Consider the following 22,036-nt stretch of genomic DNA (forward strand, 5'->3'; position numbering starts at 1 on the left):
TCGAGAGGTGCCGACCGACTATCACGCTTCAGAAGCAGGCGTATCTGGTAACCAGCAGCCGAAACTGGCCACCGTGTGGCCGGGGAACCCCTATCCGCTCGGCGCGTCCTATGACGGGGCGGGAACCAACTTCTCGTTGTTCTCCGAGATCGCCGAGAGGGTCGAGTTGTGTCTGATCGACGACGCCGGGGCGGAGTCACGGATCCCGCTCGACGAAGTGGACGGCTTTGTCTGGCATGCGTATCTGCCGAACATCACTCCGGGTCAGCGCTACGGCTTCCGGGTGTACGGGCCCTTCGATCCAACCGCCGGGCACCGCTGCGACCCGAGCAAGCTGCTGCTGGACCCGTACGGGAAGGCCTTCCACGGCGAGTTCACCTTCGGGCAGGCGCTGTTCTCCTACGACATGAAGGCCGCCCACCCCGACGGGGATGACGCCGACCCCGGGACTCCCCCGATGGTCGACTCGCTGGGCCACACCATGACCAGCGTGGTGAGCAATCCCTTCTTCGACTGGGGCTCGGATCGTTCGCCGCTCACCCCGTACCACGAAACGGTGATCTACGAGGCCCACGTGAAGGGCATGACCCAGACCCACCCGGGCATCCCCGCCGAGCTTCGCGGCACCTATGCCGGCCTGGCCCACCCGGTCATCATCGATTACCTCAAGTCGCTGAACGTCACCGCGCTGGAGCTGATGCCGGTGCACCAGTTCATGCACGACGCGCGGCTGCTGGATCTCGGCCTGCGAAACTACTGGGGCTACAACACTTTCGGGTTCTTCGCGCCGCACAATCAGTACGCGGCCAACCGCAACTCCAGCGTCGCCGAGTTCAAGTCCATGGTGCGCGCCCTCCACGAAGCCGGCATCGAGGTCATCCTCGACGTGGTCTACAACCACACCGCCGAGGGCAATCACCTGGGCCCGACGATCAACTTCCGCGGCATCGACAACGCCGCCTACTACCGGCTGGCCGACGAGGACCTGCGCCTGTACAAGGACTACACCGGCACGGGCAACAGCCTCAACGCCCGCCACCCGCACGTCCTGCAGTTGATCATGGACTCGCTGCGCTACTGGGTCACCGAGATGCACGTCGACGGGTTCCGCTTCGATCTGGCCGCCACGCTCGCGCGCGAGCTGCACGACGTCGATCGATTGAGCGCGTTCTTCGATCTGGTGCAGCAGGATCCGATCGTCAGCCAGGTCAAATTGATCGCCGAGCCGTGGGACGTCGGCGAGGGCGGCTACCAGGTCGGAAATTTCCCGGGTTTGTGGACGGAGTGGAATGGGAAGTATCGCGATACTGTGCGCGACTACTGGCGGGGCGAGCCCGCAACCCTGGGCGAGTTCGCTTCCCGGCTGACCGGGTCGTCGGACCTCTATGAGGCGACCGGCCGGCGCCCGAGCGCCAGCATCAACTTCGTCACCGCCCACGACGGGTTCACGCTCAACGACCTGGTCTCCTACAACGAAAAGCACAACCTGGCCAACGGCGAAGACAACCGGGACGGCGAAAGCCACAACCGCTCGTGGAACTGCGGCGTCGAGGGGCCGACCGACGACCCGGAGATCCTGGCGCTGCGCCGTCGCCAGATGCGCAACTTCTGGGCGACCCTGATGCTCAGTCAGGGCACGCCGATGATCGCGCACGGCGACGAGCTGGGCCGCACGCAGAACGGCAACAACAACGTGTACTGCCAGGACTCCGAATTGTCTTGGATGGATTGGTCACTGGTGGACAAGAATTCGGACCTGCTGGCGTTCGCACGCAAGGTGAGCTCGCTGCGCAAGAGCCACCCGGTGTTCCGCCGGCGCCGGTTCTTCGAGGGTGAGCCGATCCGAACCGGGGACGAAGTGCGCGACATCGCCTGGATGAATCCGAGTAGCCGCGAGATGACGCACGAGGACTGGGGCGAAAGCATTCACAAGTGTGTGGCGGTGTTCCTCAACGGCGAGGCCATCACCGCACCCAATGCACGCGGTGAACGGGTGGTCGACGACTCATTCCTGTTGTGCTTCAACGCCGGTGAAGATCCGGTGGAGTTCGTGCTGCCGAACAACGAATATGCGCAGGAGTGGACCGTGGAACTGGACACCAACGACCCGGTGGGCGTCAAGGACGATGCCGATCAGGTGATGAACGCCGGGCAGCAGATCGTGGTGGGTTCACGTTCGCTTCTGGTACTACGTAAGACCATGTGACGCATGGTTTTTCCCATACTGTCGACCTACCGGCTGCAGCTGCGGGGTGAGGCCAGCGGGTTCGCGTTCACCTTCGCTGACGCGGAGAATCTGCTGGACTATGTGGACGAACTCGGCGTGTCGCACCTCTACCTGTCCCCGATCATGACCGCGGCCACCGGGTCCAACCACGGCTACGACGTCACCGACCCGACGACCGTCTCCCCCGAACTCGGCGGCCGCGACGGGCTGGTGCGGCTGTCGGCGGCGGCGCGGGAGCGCGGCATCGGCCTGATCGTCGACATCGTCCCCAACCACGTGGGGATCGACCAGCCCCAGCAGAACGCGTGGTGGTGGGACATATTGACGCACGGCCGGTCCTCGGACTACGCAACGTATTTCGACATCGACTGGGACCTCGACGAGGACGGCCGCATCGTGCTGCCCATTCTCGGTTCCGACGACGACGCCGCCGATCTCAAGGTCGACGGTGAGTTGCTGCGGCTGGGCGACCTGGCCCTGCCCATCGCGCCCGGCACCGCAGAGGGCACCGGACCCGAGGTGCACGACCGCCAGCACTACCGGCTGGTGGGGTGGCGCAACGGCGTGTGCGGCTACCGGCGTTTCTTCTCGATCACCTCCCTGGCCGGGCTGCGCCAGGAGGACCGCGCAGTGTTCGACGCCACCCACGCCGAGGTCGCCCGCTGGGCCGCCGAGGGACTCGTCGACGGCGTGCGCATCGACCACCCCGACGGGCTGTCCGACCCGTGCGGCTACTTGGCGTGGCTGCGCGAATCCGTCGGCCCGCAAACCTGGATCGTGATCGAGAAGATCCTCGCGGTCGACGAGGCCCTCGAACCCACCCTGCCCATCGGCGGCACCACCGGCTACGACGTGCTGCGCGAGGTCGGCGGCGTGTTCGTCGACCCCAGCGGCGCGCCCGCGCTCACCGAGCTCGTGCAGTCCGCGGGCCTGGACTACGGCGCGACGCCGGAGATGTTGGCGGGACTCAAGGTCCGCGCGGCCACCGACACGCTGGCCAGTGAACTGCGCCGGCTGCGCCGGGCCGTCGTGGCCGCGGCCGGCGCCGATCACCCGCGGTTGCCCGAGGCGGTGGCCGCGCTGCTCACCCATATCGGCGTCTACCGCTGCGATTACCCGGGGCTGTCGGCGATCATGCCGACGGCGCTGGCCGAAACACAGGCGCAATCACCGGAATTGGGGCCCGCGCTGCAGGTGCTCGCCGCGGCGCTGGCCCGCGGCGGCGAGCCGGCGACCCGGCTGCAGCAGCTGTGCGGCGCGGTCACCGCCAAGTCTGTCGAGGACTGCTACTTCTACCGCGACGCCCGGCTGGTGTCGCTCAACGAGGTGGGCGGCGAACCGCACCGGTTCGGTGTCGGCGCCGCGGAGTTCCATCACAGCGCGGCCGCCCGCGCCCGGCTGTGGCCGCAGACGATGACGACGCTGACCACCCACGACACCAAACGCGGCGAGGACGTGCGGGCCCGCATCGGGGTGCTGTCGCAGGTCCCGTCGCTGTGGGCCGAGTTCGTCGCCCGCTGGGAGGTCGCCGCGCCCTCACCGGACCCGGCGACCGGACAGTTCTTGTGGCAGAACATCTTCGGCGTGTGGCCGGTCAGCGGCGAGGTCAGCGCCGAGCTGCGCGAGCGGCTGCACGCCTACGCGGAGAAGGCCATCCGGGAAGCGGCCTGGCGCACCTCGTGGAACGATCCGGACACCGAGTTCGAGGACGCGGTCCACCGGTGGCTGGATCAGGTGTTCGACGGCCCGGTGGCGGGCCAGCTGACGGAACTGGTCACCCAGCTCAACCCGCACGCCGCCAGCGACGCACTGGGGCAGAAGCTGCTGGCGCTTACCGTGCCGGGCATACCCGACGTCTACCAGGGCACCGAGTTGTGGGACGACAGCCTGGTCGACCCGGACAACCGCAGGCCCGTCGACTACGCCGCTCGCCGCGCCGCGCTGAAGGCGTTGGAGCACCCCAAGATTCGAATCGTGACGACGGCGCTTCGGGTGCGCCGTGCGCATCCGGATACGTTCCTGCACGGCGACTATGTGCCGGTGCTGGCCGACGGCGACGCCGACGAGCACGTGCTGGCCTTCCGCCGGGGCGACGACGTGGTGGTCGCGGTCACCCGCTGGACCGTGCGGCTGGCCGAAACCGGCTGGGGCAACACGGTGGTGCCGCTGCCCGAGGGGACCTGGAAGGACGCCCTCACCGGGGCCGTGGCGGAAGGCGCGACGTCGGCCGCGCAGTTGTTCGCCGACCTGCCTGTCGTGCTGCTGGAGCGCCACCATGACTGAATTCCGCGTCTGGGCGCCCAAACCGGAGTCGGTCCGACTCGACGTCGAGGGCCGGGTGCACGCGATGACGCGTTCCGACGACGGCTGGTGGCACACCACCGTCGACGCGGCGCCGGACGCCAGGTACGGGTTCCTGCTCGACGACGATCCGACCGTGCTGCCCGACCCGCGCTCGCCCCGGCAACCCGACGGCGTGCACGCCCGCTCGCAGCTGTGGGACCCGGCCGGCGCGGCGTGGACCGACGGCGACTGGCAGGGCCGGACGGTCGAGGGCGCGGTGATCTACGAACTGCACCTGGGCACCTTCACCGAGGCCGGCACCTTCGACTCCGCGATCGAGAAGCTGGACTACCTGGTGGACCTCGGCGTCGACTTCGTCGAGCTGATGCCCGTGAATTCCTTTGCCGGAACGCATGGCTGGGGATACGACGGGGTGCTGTGGTACAGCGTGCACGAGCCCTACGGCGGCCCCGACGGCCTGGTCCGGTTCGTCGACGCCTGCCACGCGCGGGGGCTGGGCGTGCTGATCGACGCGGTGTTCAACCACCTCGGCCCGTCGGGCAACTACCTGCCGAAGTTCGGACCCTACCTGTCGTCGGCGAGCAATCCGTGGGGCGAGGGCATCAACATCGCCGACGCCGACTCCGACGAGGTACGCCGCTACATCATCGGGTGCGCGCTGCGCTGGATGCGCGACTTCCACGCCGACGGGCTGCGTCTGGACGCCGTGCATGCCCTGGTGGACACCACCGCCATCCACATCCTCGAGGAGCTCGCGGCCGAAACCGATTGGCTGGCACAGCAGCTGGACCGCCCGCTGTCGCTGATCGCCGAGAGCGATCTCAACGACCCGCGGCTGATCACCCCGCGTGACCGCGGTGGCTACGGCCTGACGGCGCAATGGGCCGACGACATCCACCACGCCATCCACACCGCGGTGTCCGGTGAGCGCCAGGGTTACTACGCGGATTTCGGCTCCCTGGCCACCCTGGCGCAAACGCTGCGCCACGGTTACTTTCACGCGGGCACGTATTCGTCGTTCCGGCACCGCCGCCATGGCCGGCCGCTGGACACCGCGGAGAAGTCGGGGATCCCCGGCACCCGGCTGGTCGCGTACACCTGCACCCATGACCAGGTCGGCAACCGGGCCCTCGGAGACCGGCCGTCACAGAACCTGACCGGCGGCCAGCTGGCGATCAAGGCCGCGCTCGCGCTCGCGACGCCCTTCACCGCAATGCTTTTCATGGGTGAGGAGTATGCGGCGTCGACCCCGTTCCAGTTCTTCAGCTCGCATCCCGAGCCAGAGCTGGCGAAGGCGACCGCCGAAGGGCGCAAGGCCGAGTTCGCCGAACACGGCTGGGATGCCGACGAGATCCCGGACCCGCAGGACCCGCAGACGTTCCAGCGCTCGAAGCTCAACTGGGACGAGGTCGACTCGGGCGAGCACGGGCGGGTGCACCGCCTCTACCGCGAGCTCATCGCCTTGCGGCACGGCGACCCCGACCTGGCCGACCCGTGGCTGGACCATCTCACGGTCGACTACGACGAGGACCAGCGCTGGATCAGCGTGTCGCGCGGCCGGTTACGCATTGTGTGCAACCTGGGACCCGGGGCGGTGAAGGTGCCCGTCACCGGTGACGTGGTCCTGGCCTGGGGCGACCCGCAGGTCGACGGCGAGCACACGGTGCTCGAAGGCCACTCGTTCGCCATCCTGGCTGCCCACCAGCGCGCGTAGCCTCGCGCCGGCCTGTGGATAACGGTGAGCCGCCGCGCGGGCAACCGTCGATGATTCGCCCATGAATCGATCCGCATTCGGCCGGTGTATCGGCTTGCTGAGGAAGAAGAGGCCGGCGCCGGCTTCACCCGTCACGCCCGGCGAGACGCCGCCGGAGCCCAGCGTGGAGCTGCTGTGGACGGGCCCGGGCCTGGGATCCGTGCGCGGCGAAGGCCGTTGACGCTGCGCTAGACGCTGGGCCGGCCCGCGCCGTGCACCGCTTCGGCGATCGCGTCCGCCAGCGGGCCGATCTCGTCGGCCGCCAGGTCCGCGACCGTGACGCGGATGCCGGGCGGGGTGGCGATCCGAAACCGCGTGCCGGGGGCGGCCGCCCAACCCGCGCCGAGCAGCCGGGTGATCGCAACGGTCTCGTCGGGCACGGGGACCCATACGTTGAGTCCGGAACGTGCGTGCGCCACAACGCCTCGCTCGGCCAGGGCGGCGGATAGCCGCCGGCGGGTTTCGCCGTATTGCCGCTCGGCCGCCGCGACCAGCCGCGCGGCCGCCTGATCCGACCACAGGCTGACGGCCAGGTCCTGCAGCAGGTGACTCACCCAGCCGGGCCCCAGCCGCAGGCGGCCGTGCACGCGCTCGACGGTGCGGCGGTCGCCCGCGAGCACGGCCACGCGCAGGTCGGGTCCGTAGGCCTTGGACGCGGACCGGACGAACGCCCAGTGCCGGGTTGCGCCGGCCAGCGTGCGCAGCGCGGCGCCGGATATGCCCGCGCAGTGGTCGTCCTCGACGAGCAGCAGGTCGTCGCCGCGGGGCGTCAGCAGCCGCCGCAGCGCCTCGGCGCGGTCCGCGGACAGTGCCGCCCCGGTTGGGTTTTGGGCGCGATTGGTGATGACGATCCCGCGCACACCGCGGTCCAGCGCCCGCGCCACGTCGGAAGGCAATGGCCCGTCGTCGTCAACCCGGACCGGCTCGGCCGAAAGCCCCAGGGCGGCAAGCAAATCGAGGAGGTTAGCCCAGCCAGGGTCCTCGACGGCGACCCGGTCGCCGGGACGCAGGTGCGCGGTCAGGACGCGCTCGATGCCGTCGAGCGCGCCGCTGGTCACCGCGAGGTGCTCGGCCGGCACACCATCGGCGCGCAGCGCCGCCCGGGAGAACTCGACCAATGCCGCCGACATCGCCGGCTCCCCGTACAGCACCGGGCGGCCCGCGACGGGTCCGGGCAGCGTGGCGCCCGCGAGGGGCAGCAGGGCGGGGTCCGGATTGCCGGTCGACAGGTCGCGCACCCCGGCGGGGACGTCGAGCGCCAGGAGGGATCGCGGCGTGGTCGCCGGGCGGTGGCGCACCCGGGTGCCGCGCCGGCCCGCGGTCTCGACGGCCCCGCGATGACGCAGCAGCCGGTAGGCCGCGGCGGCGGTGTTGGTGTTCACGCCGAGGCGGGCGGCCAGCTCACGGACGGGTGGCAGTGCCTCACCGGGCGCCAGGGAGCCCGCCGAGATCGCCTCTTCGATGCTGGCGGCTATGGACTCCGCGCCCGTCCCGGTTATGCTCCTTTGTACTGTCACACATAAAATTATGTACTAGTACGAAAGTCAAGGCCATGCAGACCGGATACGAGCCGACGCCGCGCACCACGCCCACGCGTTACCGCGAGCGGATGCACTACGACCGCGCGACGGTCCACCAGATCCTGGACGAGTCGCTGATCTGCCACCTGGGTTATCTCAACGCCGGCCGACCGGTGGTGCTGCCGACGACGCACGCCCGGCTCGGCGAGACGCTCTACCTGCACGGCTCCACGGGCGGCGGCCCCCTGCTCGCGGCCCGCGCCGCGCCGTCGGGGCTGCCAGTGTGCGTCACCGTCACCCTGGTCGACGGGCTGGTGCTGGCGCGCTCCGCCATGCACCATTCGGTGAACTTCCGCTCGGTGGTGGTACTGGGCGACGCCCGCGTAGTCGACGAGGCCGCGGAGAAGCGGCGGGCCCTCGCCGGCCTGCTCGATCACGTCGCGCCCGGGCGCGCCGCTGACTGCCGCGCCGCGAACCCGCGCGAACTGGCCGCCACCGGCGTTCTCGCGCTCGACCTCGTGGAGGTCTCGGCCAAGGTGCGCACCGGAGGGCCGGTGGACGACCCGGAGGATTGCGCGCTGCCGCACTGGGCGGGGGTGGTGCCGCTGAGCCTGACGGCCGGGGCGCCGATCCCGGCCGACGACCTGAGCGCCGGCATTCCGGTGCCGCGGTATCTCGACCGAGCGCGCGAGCGTGCGTGTCTGCACGGCGAGTGGCCGTAAAGCGCGTACGAACGCGCACCCTCGCGCGCGGAGGCCGGGCAGTAGGGCCTACAACAGCAGGTAGCGGTAGGCCGGTGAGCCCGGCTCGAGGCGTTCGATGTGCATTTCCGTCGCCCGCATCCGCGCCAGCAGGCCATCGAGATCGGCCGACGATCCCAGCTGGATACCGACCAGCGCCTCACCGGTCTCGCGGTTGTTGCGCTTGATGTACTCGAACAAGGTGATGTCGTCGTCGGGCCCCAGCACCTCGTCGAGGAACCGGCGCAGCGCACCGGGTTCCTGGGGGAAGTCCACCAAGAAGTAGTGCTTGAGGCCGAGGTGGACCAGCGAGCGCTCCAGCACCTCGCCGTAGCGGGACACGTCGTTGTTGCCGCCCGAGATCAGGCACACCACCGTGGAGCCGGGCTCGACGTCGGCCTCCAGCAGCCCCGCGACCGACAGCGCGCCGGCGGGCTCGGCGATGATGCCCTCGTTCTGATAGAGGTCCAGCATCGCGGTGCACACCGCCCCCTCGTCGATCGTGGTGATCGACACCATGTCGCCGGCGGCCGCCAGCGCGGCGTAGGTCAGCGTGCCCGCGCGCCGCACCGCGGCACCGTCGACGAACTGGTCGACGTGGTCCAGCGTCACCGGCTCGCCGGAGGCCAGCGCGGCCATCATCGCCGCGGCCCCGGCCGGTTCGATGCCCAGCACCGACGTGTTCGTCGTCCGCTCGGCCAGGTAGGTGGTGATGCCGGCGATGCAGCCGCCACCGCCCACCGGGACCACCACCAGGTCCGGCTCCCCGATACCAAGCTTGTCCAGTTGATCCAGCAGTTCGACGGCGATGGTCCCCTGCCCCGCGATGGTCCGCAGGTCGTCGTACGGCGGAACCAGCGTGGCGCCGGTGCGTTCGACGTCGGCCAGCGCGGCCTCGGCGGCCAGGTCATAGGTCGTTCCACCGACGATCAGTTCGATGGAGTCCCCGCCGTGGTAGCGGATGCGGTCCCGCTTTTGCTGCGGGGTCTTGGCGGGCACATAGACGCGGCCGTGCACCCCCAGCATCCGGCACGCGTAGGCGAAGCCCTGGGCGTGGTTGCCCGCCGACGAGCACACCACGCCGGCGGCCAGCTCCTCGTCGGACAACTGCACCAGCAGGTTGTAGGCCCCGCGCAGCTTGTAGGAGCGCACCACCTGCAGGTCTTCGCGCTTGAGGTAGACGTTCGCGCCGGTGATGGCCGACAGCCGGTCGCTCAATTGCAGCGGGGTCGGCGTGACCACCGCGGCGATCCGCTTGGCCGCGCCGTCGATGTCAGCCGCGGACAGCGGCGAGACGCTCGGGTGATGGCTCAGTTGGGCGGACACTGATCAATGGTGCCATGGCAGCCGGCCAACTCCGGAATTCAGCCGACCGGAGTCAGCACGAACACCGGGATTTGCCGGTCGGTCTTGTTCTGGTATTCGGCGTAGTCCGGCCAGGCCTGCACGGCGCGCTCCCACCAGACCGCCTTCTCGTCGCCGAAGACCTCACGGGCGTCGTACTCGCGGGTGACGGCACCGTCCTGCAGCTCGACCCGGGGGTTCTTGACGACGTTGTGGTACCAGACGGGGTGCTTCGGGGCGCCGCCGAGCGAGGCCACGATCGCGTACTCGCCGTCGTGCTCGACCCGCATCAAAGGCGTCTTGCGAAGCTTGCCCGTCTTGGCCCCGACCGTGGTCAGCACGATGATGGGTTTCCCCTTCATGTCGGTGGCTTCGGTCCCGCCCGACTGCTCGTACTTCTCGGCCTGCTCCCGGGCCCAACCCCACGGACTCGGCGCGTATTCCCCTGAAAGTGGCATGCCGCCAACTCTATGCCGGGGATCCCGGGGGCGCCGGGCCCGTCAGGCAGCGCGCGGGGTGATCGCCTACCGATGCGTCCCTAGCTGGGACGCCACGAACCGCCGGAGAGGGATCCGGGCCTGGTGGTCGGGCGACCCGGCAAGTCGCCCGGCCCGACGTGGCGGCGGACAGGGTTGCGGGGCGCTATGGACGGACTGTGGTTCTACCCGGCGTGACCGGCCAGCGCACCCTCAATTGCGCTAGCCGGTAGCTCCGACCAAGGCCGCGGGTCGGTGGGCTCCGCGGGCCGGTCAGCCAATGGGCGGTGCCACCAGCCGACGTCCCACCACTCTCCGTTCTTGAAGCCCACGCCGCCGAACACGCCGACACGCGCGAACTCCATCGACTCATGCAGGCCCACGCTTGCGGGATTGGGCAGCGCAATGGCGGCGTAGGCGTTCACGTATCCCTGTGCGGCAAGCAGATTGAACAATGCCGCGTAGACGCGCCGACCGTGGCCCTGCCGGTGGAGTGGCCTGGCCACGTACAAGGACACGTCCACAGACCAGCGGTAGGCGGCCCGCTCGCCGTGCGGGCTCGCGTAGGCGAATCCCCGCACCGCGTCTCCCTCGCTGACCACCAGCCAGGGCAGCTGGCCCAGCATGGCGGTCAGCCTCGACCGCATCTCGTCGACGGTTGGCGGCACCGATTCGAAGGAGATCACGGTGTCGCGCACATACGGCGCGTAGATGTCAGCGATAGCGCCGGCGTCGTCCGGCGTCGCCATTCGGATCATGAGAGGAACAGTTCTCGGTCGGCGTCTTCGGCGGGCCCGGAAGCACCGCTCATGATGGCGCGTTGGCCATTGCCCACCACGTTCGATCTTCGGACCCGACCCCACATGCGCGCCTCCATTGCTGTGCGTACCTGCCGTCTGCCGCGCTCGCCGACCGCGTCAATTGCTGCGGTCGGCCCAGCCCGGTGGAAGCTCGCCGGGGGCTACGTCGATCACCGATTCGTCGTCGGCGCCGACACGCTCGAACAGCGTGATGTAGGCGAATTCGGGCACGGCATAGATCGGGTAGGTCGGCCCCGCGTCGCGGTAGGCGCGCATCTCGTCGAGATGATCGTTCTGGAAGCACACCGTGCGTTCGCCGTGCTGCCGAATCCATTGCGGAAAGAAGATCACGCCATGGATTCGCCGCTTGCCGGGCATCACGTTGACGGCCACCGACGTGCCCGTCGGTTCGGTCCACGAGATCTTGTAGCTGTCGTCGTCGAGCTGCACCAGGTCCACCTCCTGGCCCTTGACCCAGCGGCCACCGACATGGCCGGAATGGATCCGATAGTCGATGGTGCGGTCGTTCTTCACGTACATCTCGTAGCGCCAGCCGTTGGCGTAGGTGTAGATGAACCGGTGCCCCACGATCCCCGACAAGTCCTGCGGCGGAATGGGATTGTCGACGGTGGTCATGGTGAGCTTCCGTTCGGTGGCCGGTTGATTGGACGTGTTGGGCGAGACGTCAACGGCGTTGGTCCTCCCACACCGTTGTCTCGGCGTGCACCACCCGGCCGTGCCCGGGTAGCAGGTGGGCGACGGGGAGCTTCTCCAGACGCTCGCGGGTGCGCGCGGCGGCGGCGCCGTCGACCGTTTCCGGCGTGTGCCATGCCCGCCCCCGCGCGCTCAGAACGGCGTCGCCCGCTATCAGGCTGCGGCTCAGCGGGTTCCAGAACGCGATGCTGTCGTCCGTGTGGCCCGCGGTCGCCAGGATCCGCCATTCGGGGGCACCGGGCAACGATTCCGCGTCGGCGAGCGGGCCGGCCGGTGCTGGACCGGACCATCGCATACCCGCAGCGGTCCCATAGCCGGCAGTGCGGGCACCCGAAATCAGCCCCGCCACCCCGACCCCGTCCAGCGGCTGGTCGATCAGCGTGGGCCAGATGCGGGCGACCCGCGCCGCGCCGGGAGTGCGCGGCCGCTCGCCCCCGAGATACCGCATCGTCACCGCGGGCAGATGAATCGGTGCCCCATACTTCGTCGCGAGCGCGGCGGCGCCGGCGACGTGATCACTGTGGCCGTGGGTGGCCACGATCGCGCCGACATGTCCGCCGAGCCGGTCCAGAATCGGCGCCAGATCAGCTGCGGCAGAGGGCATTCCGGCGTCAACAACGATAGCGTTTCCCTCGTTGTGGATGACATAGCAGTTGAACACCCACCGCGAAATCCTGGTGACACCAAGCTCGGGCATCGCATCGATTACCAGGCCCACCCATTGACCCTATGTCTCCCGACGCCGCCGCGACCAGGCGGTGGCCGGCGGAAATTGTGAACGGCTCCCGATTCCGACGGCGGTCAGTACCATACGGCGAAAGTACGGGTTAGGGGCGTCGCGGAATGCATTGGATCGGCGTGTGGTGGCGTCAGCCCGACCACTACGAGTGGTTCTCTGACTACCTCGGCGCGCGCGGATTGAAGCCCTTCGTCCGCTACCTGATGGTCGGAATCCTGGCCATCCTGGCCGCGGCGACGTTGCTGATGCTCAACAGCCCGTCGGGCCCGCAGACGCCCATCCGGCGCGCCATCGCGGCGGCGTTCATCGCCTGCCTGGCGGGCATGGCGCTGGTGTGGCTGCGGCGCTGGCCCGGCCGCGTTCAATCACAGGTGTTTTCGATTGTGGGCACACTCGGTATCGGCGCGATGGGCGTGATCGAGGGTGACCCGCGTAGCGGAATGCTGGCGTGCGCGGCATTCGGCGGCCTCGCGGGCTACGTCGCGTTTTGTCACTCCGCCCGCCTCCTGGTTTTCACGCTGGGCACCGCCCTGGGTACCGCGGCGGTGTGCGCCGGGCGAATCGCCGAGTCCGGTGACGCGGCAATGGCGGCGGCCAATCTGTTGTTGCTCAGCGCGGGAATACTGGCGGTGCCCTTCTGCGGACAGATACTCGTGCACTGGTTGTCCGTGGACGCCCTCAAGTCCTCGACCGATCCGCTTACCGGCCTGCGCAACCGCAGGGGCTTCTACCGGTCGGCGTCGAAACTGTCGGTCGCCGACCAACGCTCGCCGTGCCTGAGTGTATCGATGGTCGATCTGGACAATTTCAAGCGCGTCAATGACACCCACGGTCACGCCGCCGGGGACCGCATCTTGGTCGCCGTGGCCGGCAACCTGCGCCGCATCGGCGACGAGGGAACCATCATCGCGCGGGTGGGCGGGGAGGAATTCCTGGTCGCCCAGAGGATCGAAGCGGCCGAAGCATGTCGGATCGCGGAGGCCATGCGGCAGGCCATCGCCGCCACACCGTGGGGCGTGACCGCCAGCGTGGGCGTCAGCAGCCTCCGGCTGCCGACCGGCGGCGAAGCTCTCGACCGGCGGGTGATCGAACGCCTGGTGCACGCCGCCGACCTGGCGATGTATGAGGCCAAACGTGCCGGCGGGAACCAGGTTCGACACGCCGACCTTCCCGTACCCCCCGTGCGCTGACGACAGCGCGGGTCCGTTGGGGAGACGGGGTTTACCGCGCCCCGGCCAGCGCAGCGATGGCGTTGACCCGCCGCACGGCTGTGGCGATCTCGTCGGCGAACTCGCGGCGTCGCCGCGCGATATCGAGGTCCTCGAAGCCGTCCACCAGTTCGCGGTGCCGGGCCAGCCGCAGCGCGGTCTTGAACAGCTCCATCGACCTGGACTCGGCGCTGGCCATCCTGCGCTGCAGCTCCCACTGCTTGCCGACCTCGAGGCACTCGGTGAGAAACGCGTCCTCGTCGAAGGATTCGTCGTCGTAGGCGGCCAACCGGTCGGCGACGATGTGGTAGGCGTCCAGGAACGGGCGCAGCACGAGGTGCGCCAGCAGCAGGTCGGCCTTCTCCAGCAGTCCGCGGACGTCGGCCGCGCTGGCCGCCTTGCTGGTGTCCTCCACCCGCCCGATCAGGCGCACCTCGTCGGCGAGCTCTTTCTCGAACTGCGCCCGCCCCGAGAACAGGAACTCGAATTTCAGCAACTCCCGCAGGCTCAACGCCTCGTCGCGCACGGTCGCCGGTAAAACCAAGCCGTCGACGGAGTTTTCGGCCTCTTCGATGGCGGCCAGCAGGGCCGTCTCGGCGATGGCGCGATCGACCACGATGTGGATGGCGGTGTTGCGGTAGAACGCGGCGACCAAGTGCTGGTCGGCCCCGATCCCCCAGACCGGTTCGGTGCCGGCGTCGTAGACGCTGACCACACCGGAGGCGACGAGCTGGTGCAGCGTCCAGCGGATGGTCGAGCGATTCGTCAGGTCGGCGGCGCCGGCCACCGACCAGTTCCGCGCCGCGATGTAGCTGGCCAGCGGCCGCACGGTGGCCAGCACCTCGCTGATGGACAACGAACGGTCGGCACCCAGCAGCGCGAGGCTCACCACCGCGGTGGGGGTGACCGGGGTCGCGCGGTTGATCCGGTGCTCGACGTCGAGCGCGATGCGTTCGATCTCGGTGCCCGTTCCGGTCTCCTCGGCGCGCAGCTCCTCGAGGCGCTTGCGCAGCGGGAGCGGTTCGCCGAAGTCCAGGTAGGCGCGCCCCAGCCGCTCCCCCTGCTGGCGCGCCAACCGGACCAGGAAACGGAAGTCCTCGGGCCGCTTGGTCGCTCCGTAGGCCTCGGTGGTCATCGCCTCGACCTCGTGCAGCTGGTCGTAGACGATCGACGTGGGCACCAAATACACCTCGGGGCCGTCGATTTCGTCGACGGCGTCGCTGATGTAGCGCAGGATCCCGTATACCGGGGGCCGCAGCTTGCCGGTCCGGGTGCGGCCCCCTTCGATCGACCAGGTGAGGTTGGCGTGGTTTTGCACCAGCTGCGCGGCGTAGGCGCGCAACACGAAGCGGTAGACGGGGATGTCCTTGGTCTGGCGCCGGATGAAGATCGTCCCGGTGCGCTTGGCCCACGCCCCCATCGGGAAGAAGTTCAGGTTGGCTCCGCCGAAGGTGAGGGCGGGCGAGAGCCGGTTGGCCTGGATCACCTCCGGCAGCAGCAAGCCGTCCAGATAGGAGCGATGCGAAAAGGCGAAGGCCAGCGTCGCTTTGCGGTCCAGCTTGCGCAGCTGCGCTATCTGATCCTCGTCGACCAGCACGTCGTAGGCCCGCATCAGCCAGCAACTGAAGCTGCGCCAGGCCCGCACGGCCCGCTCGTCCAGCGAGGGGGCCATCTCCCTCAGGTAGGACGCGGCCTCGGCGCGCACGCCGGGCAGGTCGCGCCCGAGCTCGTCGGCCAGCGCGCTCAGCCGCTCGTCGTACCAGGGGGCGGCGAGCAGCTGGACAACCTCCACCGGGTCGGTCGTCAGTGGTGTCGTCGACTCCTCGACAATGCCGGTGCGCTGCAGCAGCTTTCGCGCCCCCACCCGGCCGAACTCACGGGCCGTCGCCCCCGGTCCCCGGCTCATGCCGGCTGCACCGTCGCGGCCGCCGAAGGCTCGTGCACGTCCGGGTGCAACTCGGGCGCGTAGAGTTCCTCGATCTCGCTGGCGTACTTCGCCATGATGGGCTTGCGCTTGAGTTTCATGGTCAACGTGATCTCGTCTCCCCCCGGCTCCCAGAGTGACGGCAATACCCGGAAGCGCTTGATCTGTTCCACCCGTGAGAGTTTGGCGTTGCCCTCGGCCACACCCGCGGCGATCCGGGCGATGACCTCCGGGTGCGCCGCCAGGGCGGCCGGCGAGGTGTCGGCCAGTCCCAGCTGGGCCGCGTAGGGACCGACCGATTCGGCATCGAAGACCATCAGCGCGGCGTTGTACGGCCGCCCGTCGCCGATCGTGATCATCACCCCCACCATCGGGCACGCGGCCAGCACGGTGTTCTCGATGTTGGCCGGCGACATGTTCTTTCCGGCGGCGTTGATGATCAACTCCTTCTTGCGGTCGACGATCCTGAGGTACCCCTGGTCGTCGACCTCGATGATGTCTCCGGTGTGCAGCCACCCGTCGGCGTCGATGGCCCCGGCGGTCTTGGCGGGTTCCTTGCGGTAGCCCTTCATCACCAGCGGACCGCGGACCAGGAATTCGCCGTCGTCGGCGACCCTGCCCTCCATCCCGGGGAGCAGCTTGCCGACGGTGCCCAGGCGCGCGTCGCGGGGATGGCTCACCGAGGCGACGCAGCTCAGTTCCGACATTCCCCACACTTCGGCAATCGGAATGCCGATCCCGAGGAAGAAGGCCAGCGTCTCCCTGGGGATCGGGGCCGCGCCCGACACCGCCCACCGCAGTTCCCCGAAGCCGAGCCGCTCGCGCAGCTTGGACAGGACCAGCTCGTCGGCCTGGGCCCATTCGGCGGACAACTCGGCGGACTCCGCGTCACCGGCCAACAGGGTGGCGGCCCGCTGGCCGGCCACCGACATCGCCCACTGCAGGGCCTGGCGCTTGACCTCGTCCGTTTCGGTGCTGACGGCGAATTCGATTCCGGCCTTGAGCTTTTCCCACACGCGGGGCACCCCGCCCCACACCGTGGGCCGCACGTCGGGCAGGGCGGCGGCGATGGCGCGGACGTCGGAGACGACCGTAACCTGGGCGCCGAACACCTCCAGGCCGTACAACCCCATCACCCGGTCGGCGATGTGTGCCGTCGGCAGATAAGACGTGACCCGGTCACCGAACTCGGACGGCAGGACGCTGTTGAGCGCATACGCCTCGAACAGCAGGTGCTCGTGGGTCATCTCGACGCCCTTGGGGTTTCCGGTGGTCCCCGAGGTGTAGATGAGCGTGACGACGTCGTCGGGCTGCACGGCCCGCCAGGTCGCCTCGAAGTCGAAATCGGGCGGGGCGGCGGCATACACGTCGTCGACCGGGATGGTGCCGGGCGGCGAACCGTCGATGCAGACGATGTGCTCGATGGGTGCGCCGCTGGCACGGATGCGGTCGACGTACTGCTCCTCGCAGATCGCGACCTTGGTGCCGGCGTTGTCGAACAGGTAGGTCAACTGCTCGGCGGGCAGCGTGTTGTACACCGAAAACGAAGTGGCGCCCAGGTGTTGGGCGGCGATCTCGAAGGGGTAGAACTCGATCCTGTTGGCCATCATCAGCGACACCGTGTCACCCCGGCCGACCCCCAGGCCGGCCAGGCCGGAGGTGACCTTCTCCACCTGCGCGGCAAGCTCGCTCCACGTCAGCGTCGCCGTGTCACCGGGGGTCCGCAGCGCGACGGCATCCGGCTCGATCGACGCGCTGCGCTGGAACGCCTCGCACAAGGTGACCGGGCGCTCGGCTGTCGTCATGTGTGTGAGCGTACGTGCGCGGGTTGTGGCGCGGAACACATCACGCGGTATCGGGGCGCCACAGCTGCAGCGTGCTCGAGATACCGGCGGGCAGTTCCAGTAGTTCGATGGGGGTGCCGTCGGGGTCGTAAATGAAGAACATGCGCACGCCGCCGATATCGACGGGCGGTTCGGCCCGCACGTCGGGGTGCTCGCGCCGGACGGCGTCGAAGGTGGCGTCGAGGTCGTCGACCCGGAACGAGACGTTGGTGTACCCCAGGTGCGGCCCGCTCGGGCATTCGGGCACCTGTCCCAACGACAGCAGCTCGACCATGGCGGCGCCGATCAGGCCCCCGACCATGCGGCCTCGCTGCGCCGCCCCGCCGGTCACCGAATCCAGGCCGGCCCCCTCGAGTTCGACGTCGAACACGACGTCCATGCCCAGCACCGCGGTGTAGAAGGCCAGGGCGGCCTCGATGTCGGAGACGCCGATGCACACGTGGGAGAAGTTCTGCACGGCGATGGTGGGTGGCCGGGTCATGGAAGCTCCTTTGCTCAGGCGGGCACAGCGGTATGAATTCCACACGTGCACGAGTCGATCGACGGACACGTGCAGCGCATCCCCCACTCGATGACGGCGCGCGCCCGGGCCAGCGACTCCAGCTGCGCATCGATCTCGGCGAGCTTGGCCTCGGCCAGCGCACGGCTGGCCGGACGACCCGGCGCGTCATCGGCGAACAGCAGCTGGATCTCCTCCAGCGCGAAGCCGGCCGACTTGCAGAGCCGGATCACCTCGAGCCGGGCCAGCACCGAGTCGTCGTAGCGGCGCTGACCGCCCCGCCGTCCCGGCGGCGGCACCAGCCCGATCTGTTCGTAGTACCGCAACGTGGTCGCCGCGACCCCGGCCCGGCGCGCCACCTCGCCGATCGTCAGCATCGGGCCTCCTTCGGCGCTTGACTTAGAGCCAACTCTAAGTCGTTGACTGGGGCGATGCACACACATTCACTCGACGGGCTGCGTGCGGCGCGCTACGCGCTGCTGCGGTCGTTCCGCCGCGACGGCACGCCGGTCGACACCCCGGTCTGGTTCGGGCTGGACGGCGACGCGCTGGTGTTCCGCACCAAGGAGGGGCCGAAGACCAGGCGGCTGACCGCACACCCCGGCGTCGAGCTCACCGCGTGCGACTATCGCGGGCGGGTTCGGCCGGGCGCCCCGGCGGTGGCGGGCCGCGCCACAATCCTTTCCGGCGCCGAGGCCGAGCGGGCCAACCGCGTCCTGCGCACCCGGTATGGCTGGCAGTGGAACATCGTGCCGCTGATCAAGGTCCCGGGTGTCACCAACGTCCACCAAGACCTGTGCGTGCGCGAGAAGCTGGCCCACGCGCGCGACCGCGCCGTGTGGCCCGACAGCGTCATCGTCCGGGTGGACGTGCCATGACGCCCGACCCGGTCCGCTCCCCCACCCTGCGCCAATGCTGCGCCGCGGCAACCGGATTGGTGTGGGGCGCGGTACGCCCGAGGCGGCCCGACGAGCGGTTCCTCCGCAGCGTCACCGACGCGGGGTTACCGACGCCCCGGCGCACCGTCACGGTGACGGCGCTGCCCCAGGTGCCGCGCTCGGTGCCGACCGCGGCGATCGTCGAGGGCACGTTCGGGCCGGCCCGCGTCGAGAACGCGATGACCTCGTTCGTCGTCAGCCACCCGGAAGCCACCTTCATCGTCGACCCGGCCGTGTGCCGTGACGTCGGGCACCGCGCGATCGCCCAACTACCCGCGGTGCTGCGGGTCGCGGTCCGCCCGCCCGCCGACACCATTCCCACCATCACGGCGCTGAACCGGCTGCCCGAGATGCCGGCGTTGGACTTCGCGCTGCCGACTCACGCGCACTGGGACCACGTGTCGGGTCTGCTGGACCTGCCGGATCTGCCCGTCCATCTGCACCGCACCGAGCGGGACTGGATCGGTTCCGGTCCGGTGGCGCCAGTCGGCGGTGTTCGCGATTCACTGCGCGGCCGGCCCGTCGTCGACTACGAGCTCGACGGGCCGCCGGTGCTCACCTTCACCCGCAGCCACGATGTGTTCGGCGACGACTCCGTGCTTCTCGTCGACCTCGCCGGACACACTCCGGGCAGCGTCGGGGTACTCGCCCACACGGGCCGCGGGTGGGTCTTGATCGCCGGCGACGCCGCCTGGCACGCGTTGCAGATCGAGAAGGTTCGCCAAAAGTCGAGCTACCCAGGTGTTCTGGTGGACGAGGATCGTGACGAAGCCTTCCGGACACTGCAGCGACTGCACCTGGCGCGGCATGCGGTGACGATCATCCCCACCCACGACCACCAGGCGGCGCTCGGGCTGTCCGCGTAGCCGCGCGCCGAGGGTGCGGCCGGCCGCAGATTCGGGATCGGTCGGGCACAAGATTTGCCGAACGCAGATGACTCGAGCGGTGTTACGGTTGTCTTTGGGTTATGCACTCTCGCTTCTACTTTGAGGTAGCGATCGTGGCGAATTCTGTTATGGGCGACTTGGTCAGCCAACTGCGCGTCGCCTTTCACCGGTTGCAGGACTGGGCTTACCCGGACGAGATCCATCACGATCGCTTCCGCGCCTTCATGAAGACGCCCCACGACGTGGGCGGCGAGCCGGACGCCCCGGCGGTCTTCGAGGAGAAAGAGGAAGAGCAGTGGGAACTCAACACGTTTGTCACATGTGAGGTTCTCGGCTGGCGAGGCATCTGGACATCGGAGGAGCGCAGACGGCTCGGCAACGTCGATGTCGGACGGATGCTCTATCAGGGCTTCCCCTACTACGGCCGTTGGGTTTTGGCGGTTGCCCGGTGCCTCATCGACAAGCGCCACATCACGCTCGGTGAACTGATCGACCGGGCGGCCGAAGTACGCGGGCGCGCGGCGGCCGGCGCGACCCCGTTGGAACCTGAGCCTCGCACTGTCGGCGACGCGGCGGCGGTGCCCAGGAACCGCCATCACGTTGAGGCGATGGGCAAGGGCGACCCGCAGTGCTTCGACGGCCTCGCCGGTGACGCGCGATTCGCGGTCGGCGACGCGGTGGTGGTGCGGGAGCTGCCCACCATCTTCTATACCCGCACCCAGGAATACCTGCGGGGCAAGCCGGGCACGGTCGTCCGGGTGTCCTACGAGAGCCCGGCGCCCGAGGACGAGGCGTTCGACCGCGAAGACCAACGGCCGGAGTGGTTCTACATCGTTCGCTTCAAGATGACCGACCTTTGGGAGCCCTACGCGGGCGCGCCGAACGACACGCTGCAAGCCGAGATATCGGAACGCTGGCTGCAGCCGGCTTCCTAAGCCGAGCCGACACTCATCACCAACCAGGATGGCGAGATGACAGAGCACACCGAGGCGGCCCACGAACCTGAACGCCACGCGGCACCGATGGTCGAGGAGGTCACCGACTTCGAAGTGCTGGAAATCGCGCTGCGCGAGCTGGCAATCGAGAAGGGGCTGTTCACCGCCGAGGATCATCGGCGCTACACCGAGTTCGTCGAGCAGATGGGGCCGGCGCCGGGCGCCCGGCTCGTCGCGAAGGCTTGGGTGGACCCGGACTTCAAACGGCTGGCGTTGCAGGATGGGATCGCCGCCAGCCGCGAGGTAGGCATCGACTGGCTCCATCCGACCGGCTTCGGGACACCCAGCGACTTCACGGCGCTGCACATACTCGAGGACACCGAAACGCTGCACCACGTGATCGTGTGCACGCTGTGCTCGTGCTATCCACGTCCGCTGCTGGGGAACTCCCCGGAGTGGTACCGGACGCCGAACTACCGACGCCGCATCGTGCGATGGCCCCGCCAGGTCCTCGCCGAGTTCGGCCTGTATCTCCCTGAGGAAGTCGAAATCCGGGTCGAAGACTCGAATTCCAAACACAGGTTCCTCGTCCTGCCGCTTCGGCCGGCAGGAACCGACGGGTGGAGCGAGGAGCAGCTCGCCGAGATCGTGACGCGCGACTGCATGATCGGCGTTGCCCTTCCCCGGCCGGGTGTGACCTCTAACATCGAACGCCCCGTGCACCCCGCGGTCCGCCCCGCCGAGAACTATTGAAGGCCTACCGATGCCCGCCGAGATCGACGTCACCGCCGTCCGAGTGCCGACGCTGGAGCAGGTCGCCGAACGCGACCAGGTGTGGGCACGGATGGCGGAGAAGTACGGCGTGAGCAATCCGGTCCCGCCCTGGAAGTCCAGCCTCGACGGGATGTGTGAAGCCCTCGACAGGCAGGGAACGGCGCTGGAGCTCTTGATGCGCCGGACCGACGAGGATCGCCTTGGAGAAGGGGTGTACGCGGCCCTGCCGTATCCGGAGAGCCAGCTCGTCGCGCTGGCGCACTCCCTCATCGCCCGCAACGTCATCGACGAGGCGGCGCTGGCCCAACGCATGGATGCCGTCCGTGCGCGGCTGCAGGCCGGCGACGCCTGACGTTCGGGGGTGACGGCCAGCCCGCGAGTGTGAAGCTGGTTTCACGCTCGGCCGCGAG

General features: G+C 69.1%; 20 protein-coding genes. 10 read left to right on the top strand and 10 right to left on the bottom strand.

Annotated elements, in window-relative coordinates:
- Positions 1 to 7 precede the first annotated feature (7 nt).
- From glgX to treZ, 3 genes are read left to right on the top strand one after another with little or no spacing between them, the layout of a single operon-like run.
- On the top strand, positions 8 to 2,206 hold the full coding sequence (glgX, locus tag U8D42_RS11020) for a glycogen debranching protein GlgX (protein ID WP_431523844.1): 2,199 nt from the start codon (positions 8 to 10) through the stop codon (positions 2,204 to 2,206).
- A 3-nt stretch (positions 2,207 to 2,209) separates the two neighbouring features.
- Positions 2,210 to 4,510 (top strand): malto-oligosyltrehalose synthase, encoded by a 2,301-nt coding sequence (gene treY, locus U8D42_RS11025; protein WP_322861056.1) that lies wholly within the window; start codon positions 2,210 to 2,212, stop codon positions 4,508 to 4,510.
- On the top strand, positions 4,503 to 6,245 hold the full coding sequence (gene treZ, locus U8D42_RS11030; protein ID WP_322861055.1) for a malto-oligosyltrehalose trehalohydrolase: 1,743 nt from the start codon (positions 4,503 to 4,505) through the stop codon (positions 6,243 to 6,245). The genes treY and treZ overlap by 8 nt, the downstream gene beginning before the upstream one ends.
- Before the next feature lie 227 nt (positions 6,246 to 6,472).
- Here treZ and U8D42_RS11035 read toward each other — a convergent pair whose 3' ends face one another.
- Positions 6,473 to 7,801, bottom strand: a complete 1,329-nt coding sequence (locus U8D42_RS11035) for an aminotransferase class I/II-fold pyridoxal phosphate-dependent enzyme (protein ID WP_322861054.1) — start codon at positions 7,799 to 7,801, stop codon at positions 6,473 to 6,475.
- Between the two features lie 35 nt (positions 7,802 to 7,836).
- Here U8D42_RS11035 and U8D42_RS11040 point away from each other — a divergent pair, with 35 nt between their 5' ends.
- Complete coding sequence (locus U8D42_RS11040; protein WP_322861053.1) at positions 7,837 to 8,526, top strand: pyridoxamine 5'-phosphate oxidase family protein; 690 nt, start codon at positions 7,837 to 7,839, stop codon at positions 8,524 to 8,526.
- 48 nt (positions 8,527 to 8,574) lie between these two features.
- On the opposite strand, the gene ilvA is transcribed toward U8D42_RS11040, so the two are convergent.
- The 5 genes from ilvA to U8D42_RS11065 form a co-directional block, all read right to left on the bottom strand.
- On the bottom strand, positions 8,575 to 9,870 hold the full coding sequence (gene ilvA, locus U8D42_RS11045) for a threonine ammonia-lyase (protein WP_322861052.1): 1,296 nt from the start codon (positions 9,868 to 9,870) through the stop codon (positions 8,575 to 8,577).
- A gap of 38 nt (positions 9,871 to 9,908) precedes the next feature.
- Positions 9,909 to 10,346 (bottom strand): nitroreductase family deazaflavin-dependent oxidoreductase, encoded by a 438-nt coding sequence (locus tag U8D42_RS11050; RefSeq protein ID WP_322861051.1) that lies wholly within the window; start codon positions 10,344 to 10,346, stop codon positions 9,909 to 9,911.
- A gap of 203 nt (positions 10,347 to 10,549) precedes the next feature.
- Complete coding sequence (locus tag U8D42_RS11055) at positions 10,550 to 11,113, bottom strand: arsinothricin resistance N-acetyltransferase ArsN1 family B (protein ID WP_322861050.1); 564 nt, start codon at positions 11,111 to 11,113, stop codon at positions 10,550 to 10,552.
- 168 nt (positions 11,114 to 11,281) lie between these two features.
- The gene (locus U8D42_RS11060) at positions 11,282 to 11,800 is read right to left on the bottom strand and encodes a phenolic acid decarboxylase (RefSeq protein WP_090421687.1); all 519 of its coding nucleotides are present in this window, start codon (positions 11,798 to 11,800) and stop codon (positions 11,282 to 11,284) included.
- A gap of 49 nt (positions 11,801 to 11,849) precedes the next feature.
- Positions 11,850 to 12,596, bottom strand: coding sequence for an MBL fold metallo-hydrolase (locus tag U8D42_RS11065; RefSeq protein WP_322861049.1), 747 nt, complete (start codon positions 12,594 to 12,596; stop codon positions 11,850 to 11,852).
- A 125-nt stretch (positions 12,597 to 12,721) separates the two neighbouring features.
- Between U8D42_RS11065 and U8D42_RS11070 the strand changes: the two genes are divergently transcribed.
- Positions 12,722 to 13,807 carry a GGDEF domain-containing protein gene (locus tag U8D42_RS11070; protein WP_322861048.1) on the top strand — a complete coding sequence of 362 codons (1,086 nt, stop codon included), beginning with the start codon at positions 12,722 to 12,724 and terminating at the stop codon, positions 13,805 to 13,807.
- A 31-nt stretch (positions 13,808 to 13,838) separates the two neighbouring features.
- On the opposite strand, the gene U8D42_RS11075 is transcribed toward U8D42_RS11070, so the two are convergent.
- The 4 genes from U8D42_RS11075 to U8D42_RS11090 are packed head-to-tail and all read right to left on the bottom strand — an operon-like array spanning position 13,839 to position 18,469.
- Positions 13,839 to 15,731, bottom strand: coding sequence for a lysophospholipid acyltransferase (locus U8D42_RS11075; protein WP_322861047.1), 1,893 nt, complete (start codon positions 15,729 to 15,731; stop codon positions 13,839 to 13,841).
- A complete protein-coding gene (gene fadD11, locus U8D42_RS11080) occupies positions 15,728 to 17,554 on the bottom strand; it encodes a fatty acid--CoA ligase FadD11 (protein ID WP_322861046.1) in 1,827 nt (608 codons plus the stop codon). The genes U8D42_RS11075 and fadD11 overlap by 4 nt, the downstream gene beginning before the upstream one ends.
- Positions 17,555 to 17,594: 40 nt before the next feature.
- The gene (locus U8D42_RS11085) at positions 17,595 to 18,074 is read right to left on the bottom strand and encodes a VOC family protein (RefSeq protein WP_322861045.1); all 480 of its coding nucleotides are present in this window, start codon (positions 18,072 to 18,074) and stop codon (positions 17,595 to 17,597) included.
- A 14-nt stretch (positions 18,075 to 18,088) separates the two neighbouring features.
- On the bottom strand, positions 18,089 to 18,469 hold the full coding sequence (locus U8D42_RS11090; protein WP_322861044.1) for a helix-turn-helix domain-containing protein: 381 nt from the start codon (positions 18,467 to 18,469) through the stop codon (positions 18,089 to 18,091).
- A 54-nt stretch (positions 18,470 to 18,523) separates the two neighbouring features.
- Here U8D42_RS11090 and U8D42_RS11095 point away from each other — a divergent pair, with 54 nt between their 5' ends.
- The 5 genes from U8D42_RS11095 to U8D42_RS11115 all read left to right on the top strand — a co-directional run bounded on the left by U8D42_RS11095 (position 18,524) and on the right by U8D42_RS11115 (position 21,978).
- On the top strand, positions 18,524 to 18,970 hold the full coding sequence (locus tag U8D42_RS11095) for a PPOX class F420-dependent oxidoreductase (RefSeq protein ID WP_322861043.1): 447 nt from the start codon (positions 18,524 to 18,526) through the stop codon (positions 18,968 to 18,970).
- Complete coding sequence (locus U8D42_RS11100) at positions 18,967 to 19,896, top strand: MBL fold metallo-hydrolase (protein ID WP_322861042.1); 930 nt, start codon at positions 18,967 to 18,969, stop codon at positions 19,894 to 19,896. The genes U8D42_RS11095 and U8D42_RS11100 overlap by 4 nt, the downstream gene beginning before the upstream one ends.
- Positions 19,897 to 20,045: 149 nt before the next feature.
- A complete protein-coding gene (locus U8D42_RS11105) occupies positions 20,046 to 20,852 on the top strand; it encodes an SH3-like domain-containing protein (protein WP_322861119.1) in 807 nt (268 codons plus the stop codon).
- Positions 20,853 to 20,888: 36 nt separating this feature from the next.
- Complete coding sequence (gene scnC, locus U8D42_RS11110; RefSeq protein ID WP_322861041.1) at positions 20,889 to 21,605, top strand: thiocyanate hydrolase subunit gamma; 717 nt, start codon at positions 20,889 to 20,891, stop codon at positions 21,603 to 21,605.
- Between the two features lie 10 nt (positions 21,606 to 21,615).
- Positions 21,616 to 21,978, top strand: a complete 363-nt coding sequence (locus tag U8D42_RS11115; RefSeq protein WP_322861040.1) for a thiocyanate hydrolase — start codon at positions 21,616 to 21,618, stop codon at positions 21,976 to 21,978.
- The last annotated feature ends 58 nt before the right edge of the window (positions 21,979 to 22,036 follow it).

It is taken from the genome of Mycobacterium europaeum, assembly GCF_034555895.2.
In the GTDB taxonomy this organism is placed as follows: Bacteria; Actinomycetota; Actinomycetes; order Mycobacteriales; family Mycobacteriaceae; genus Mycobacterium; species Mycobacterium europaeum.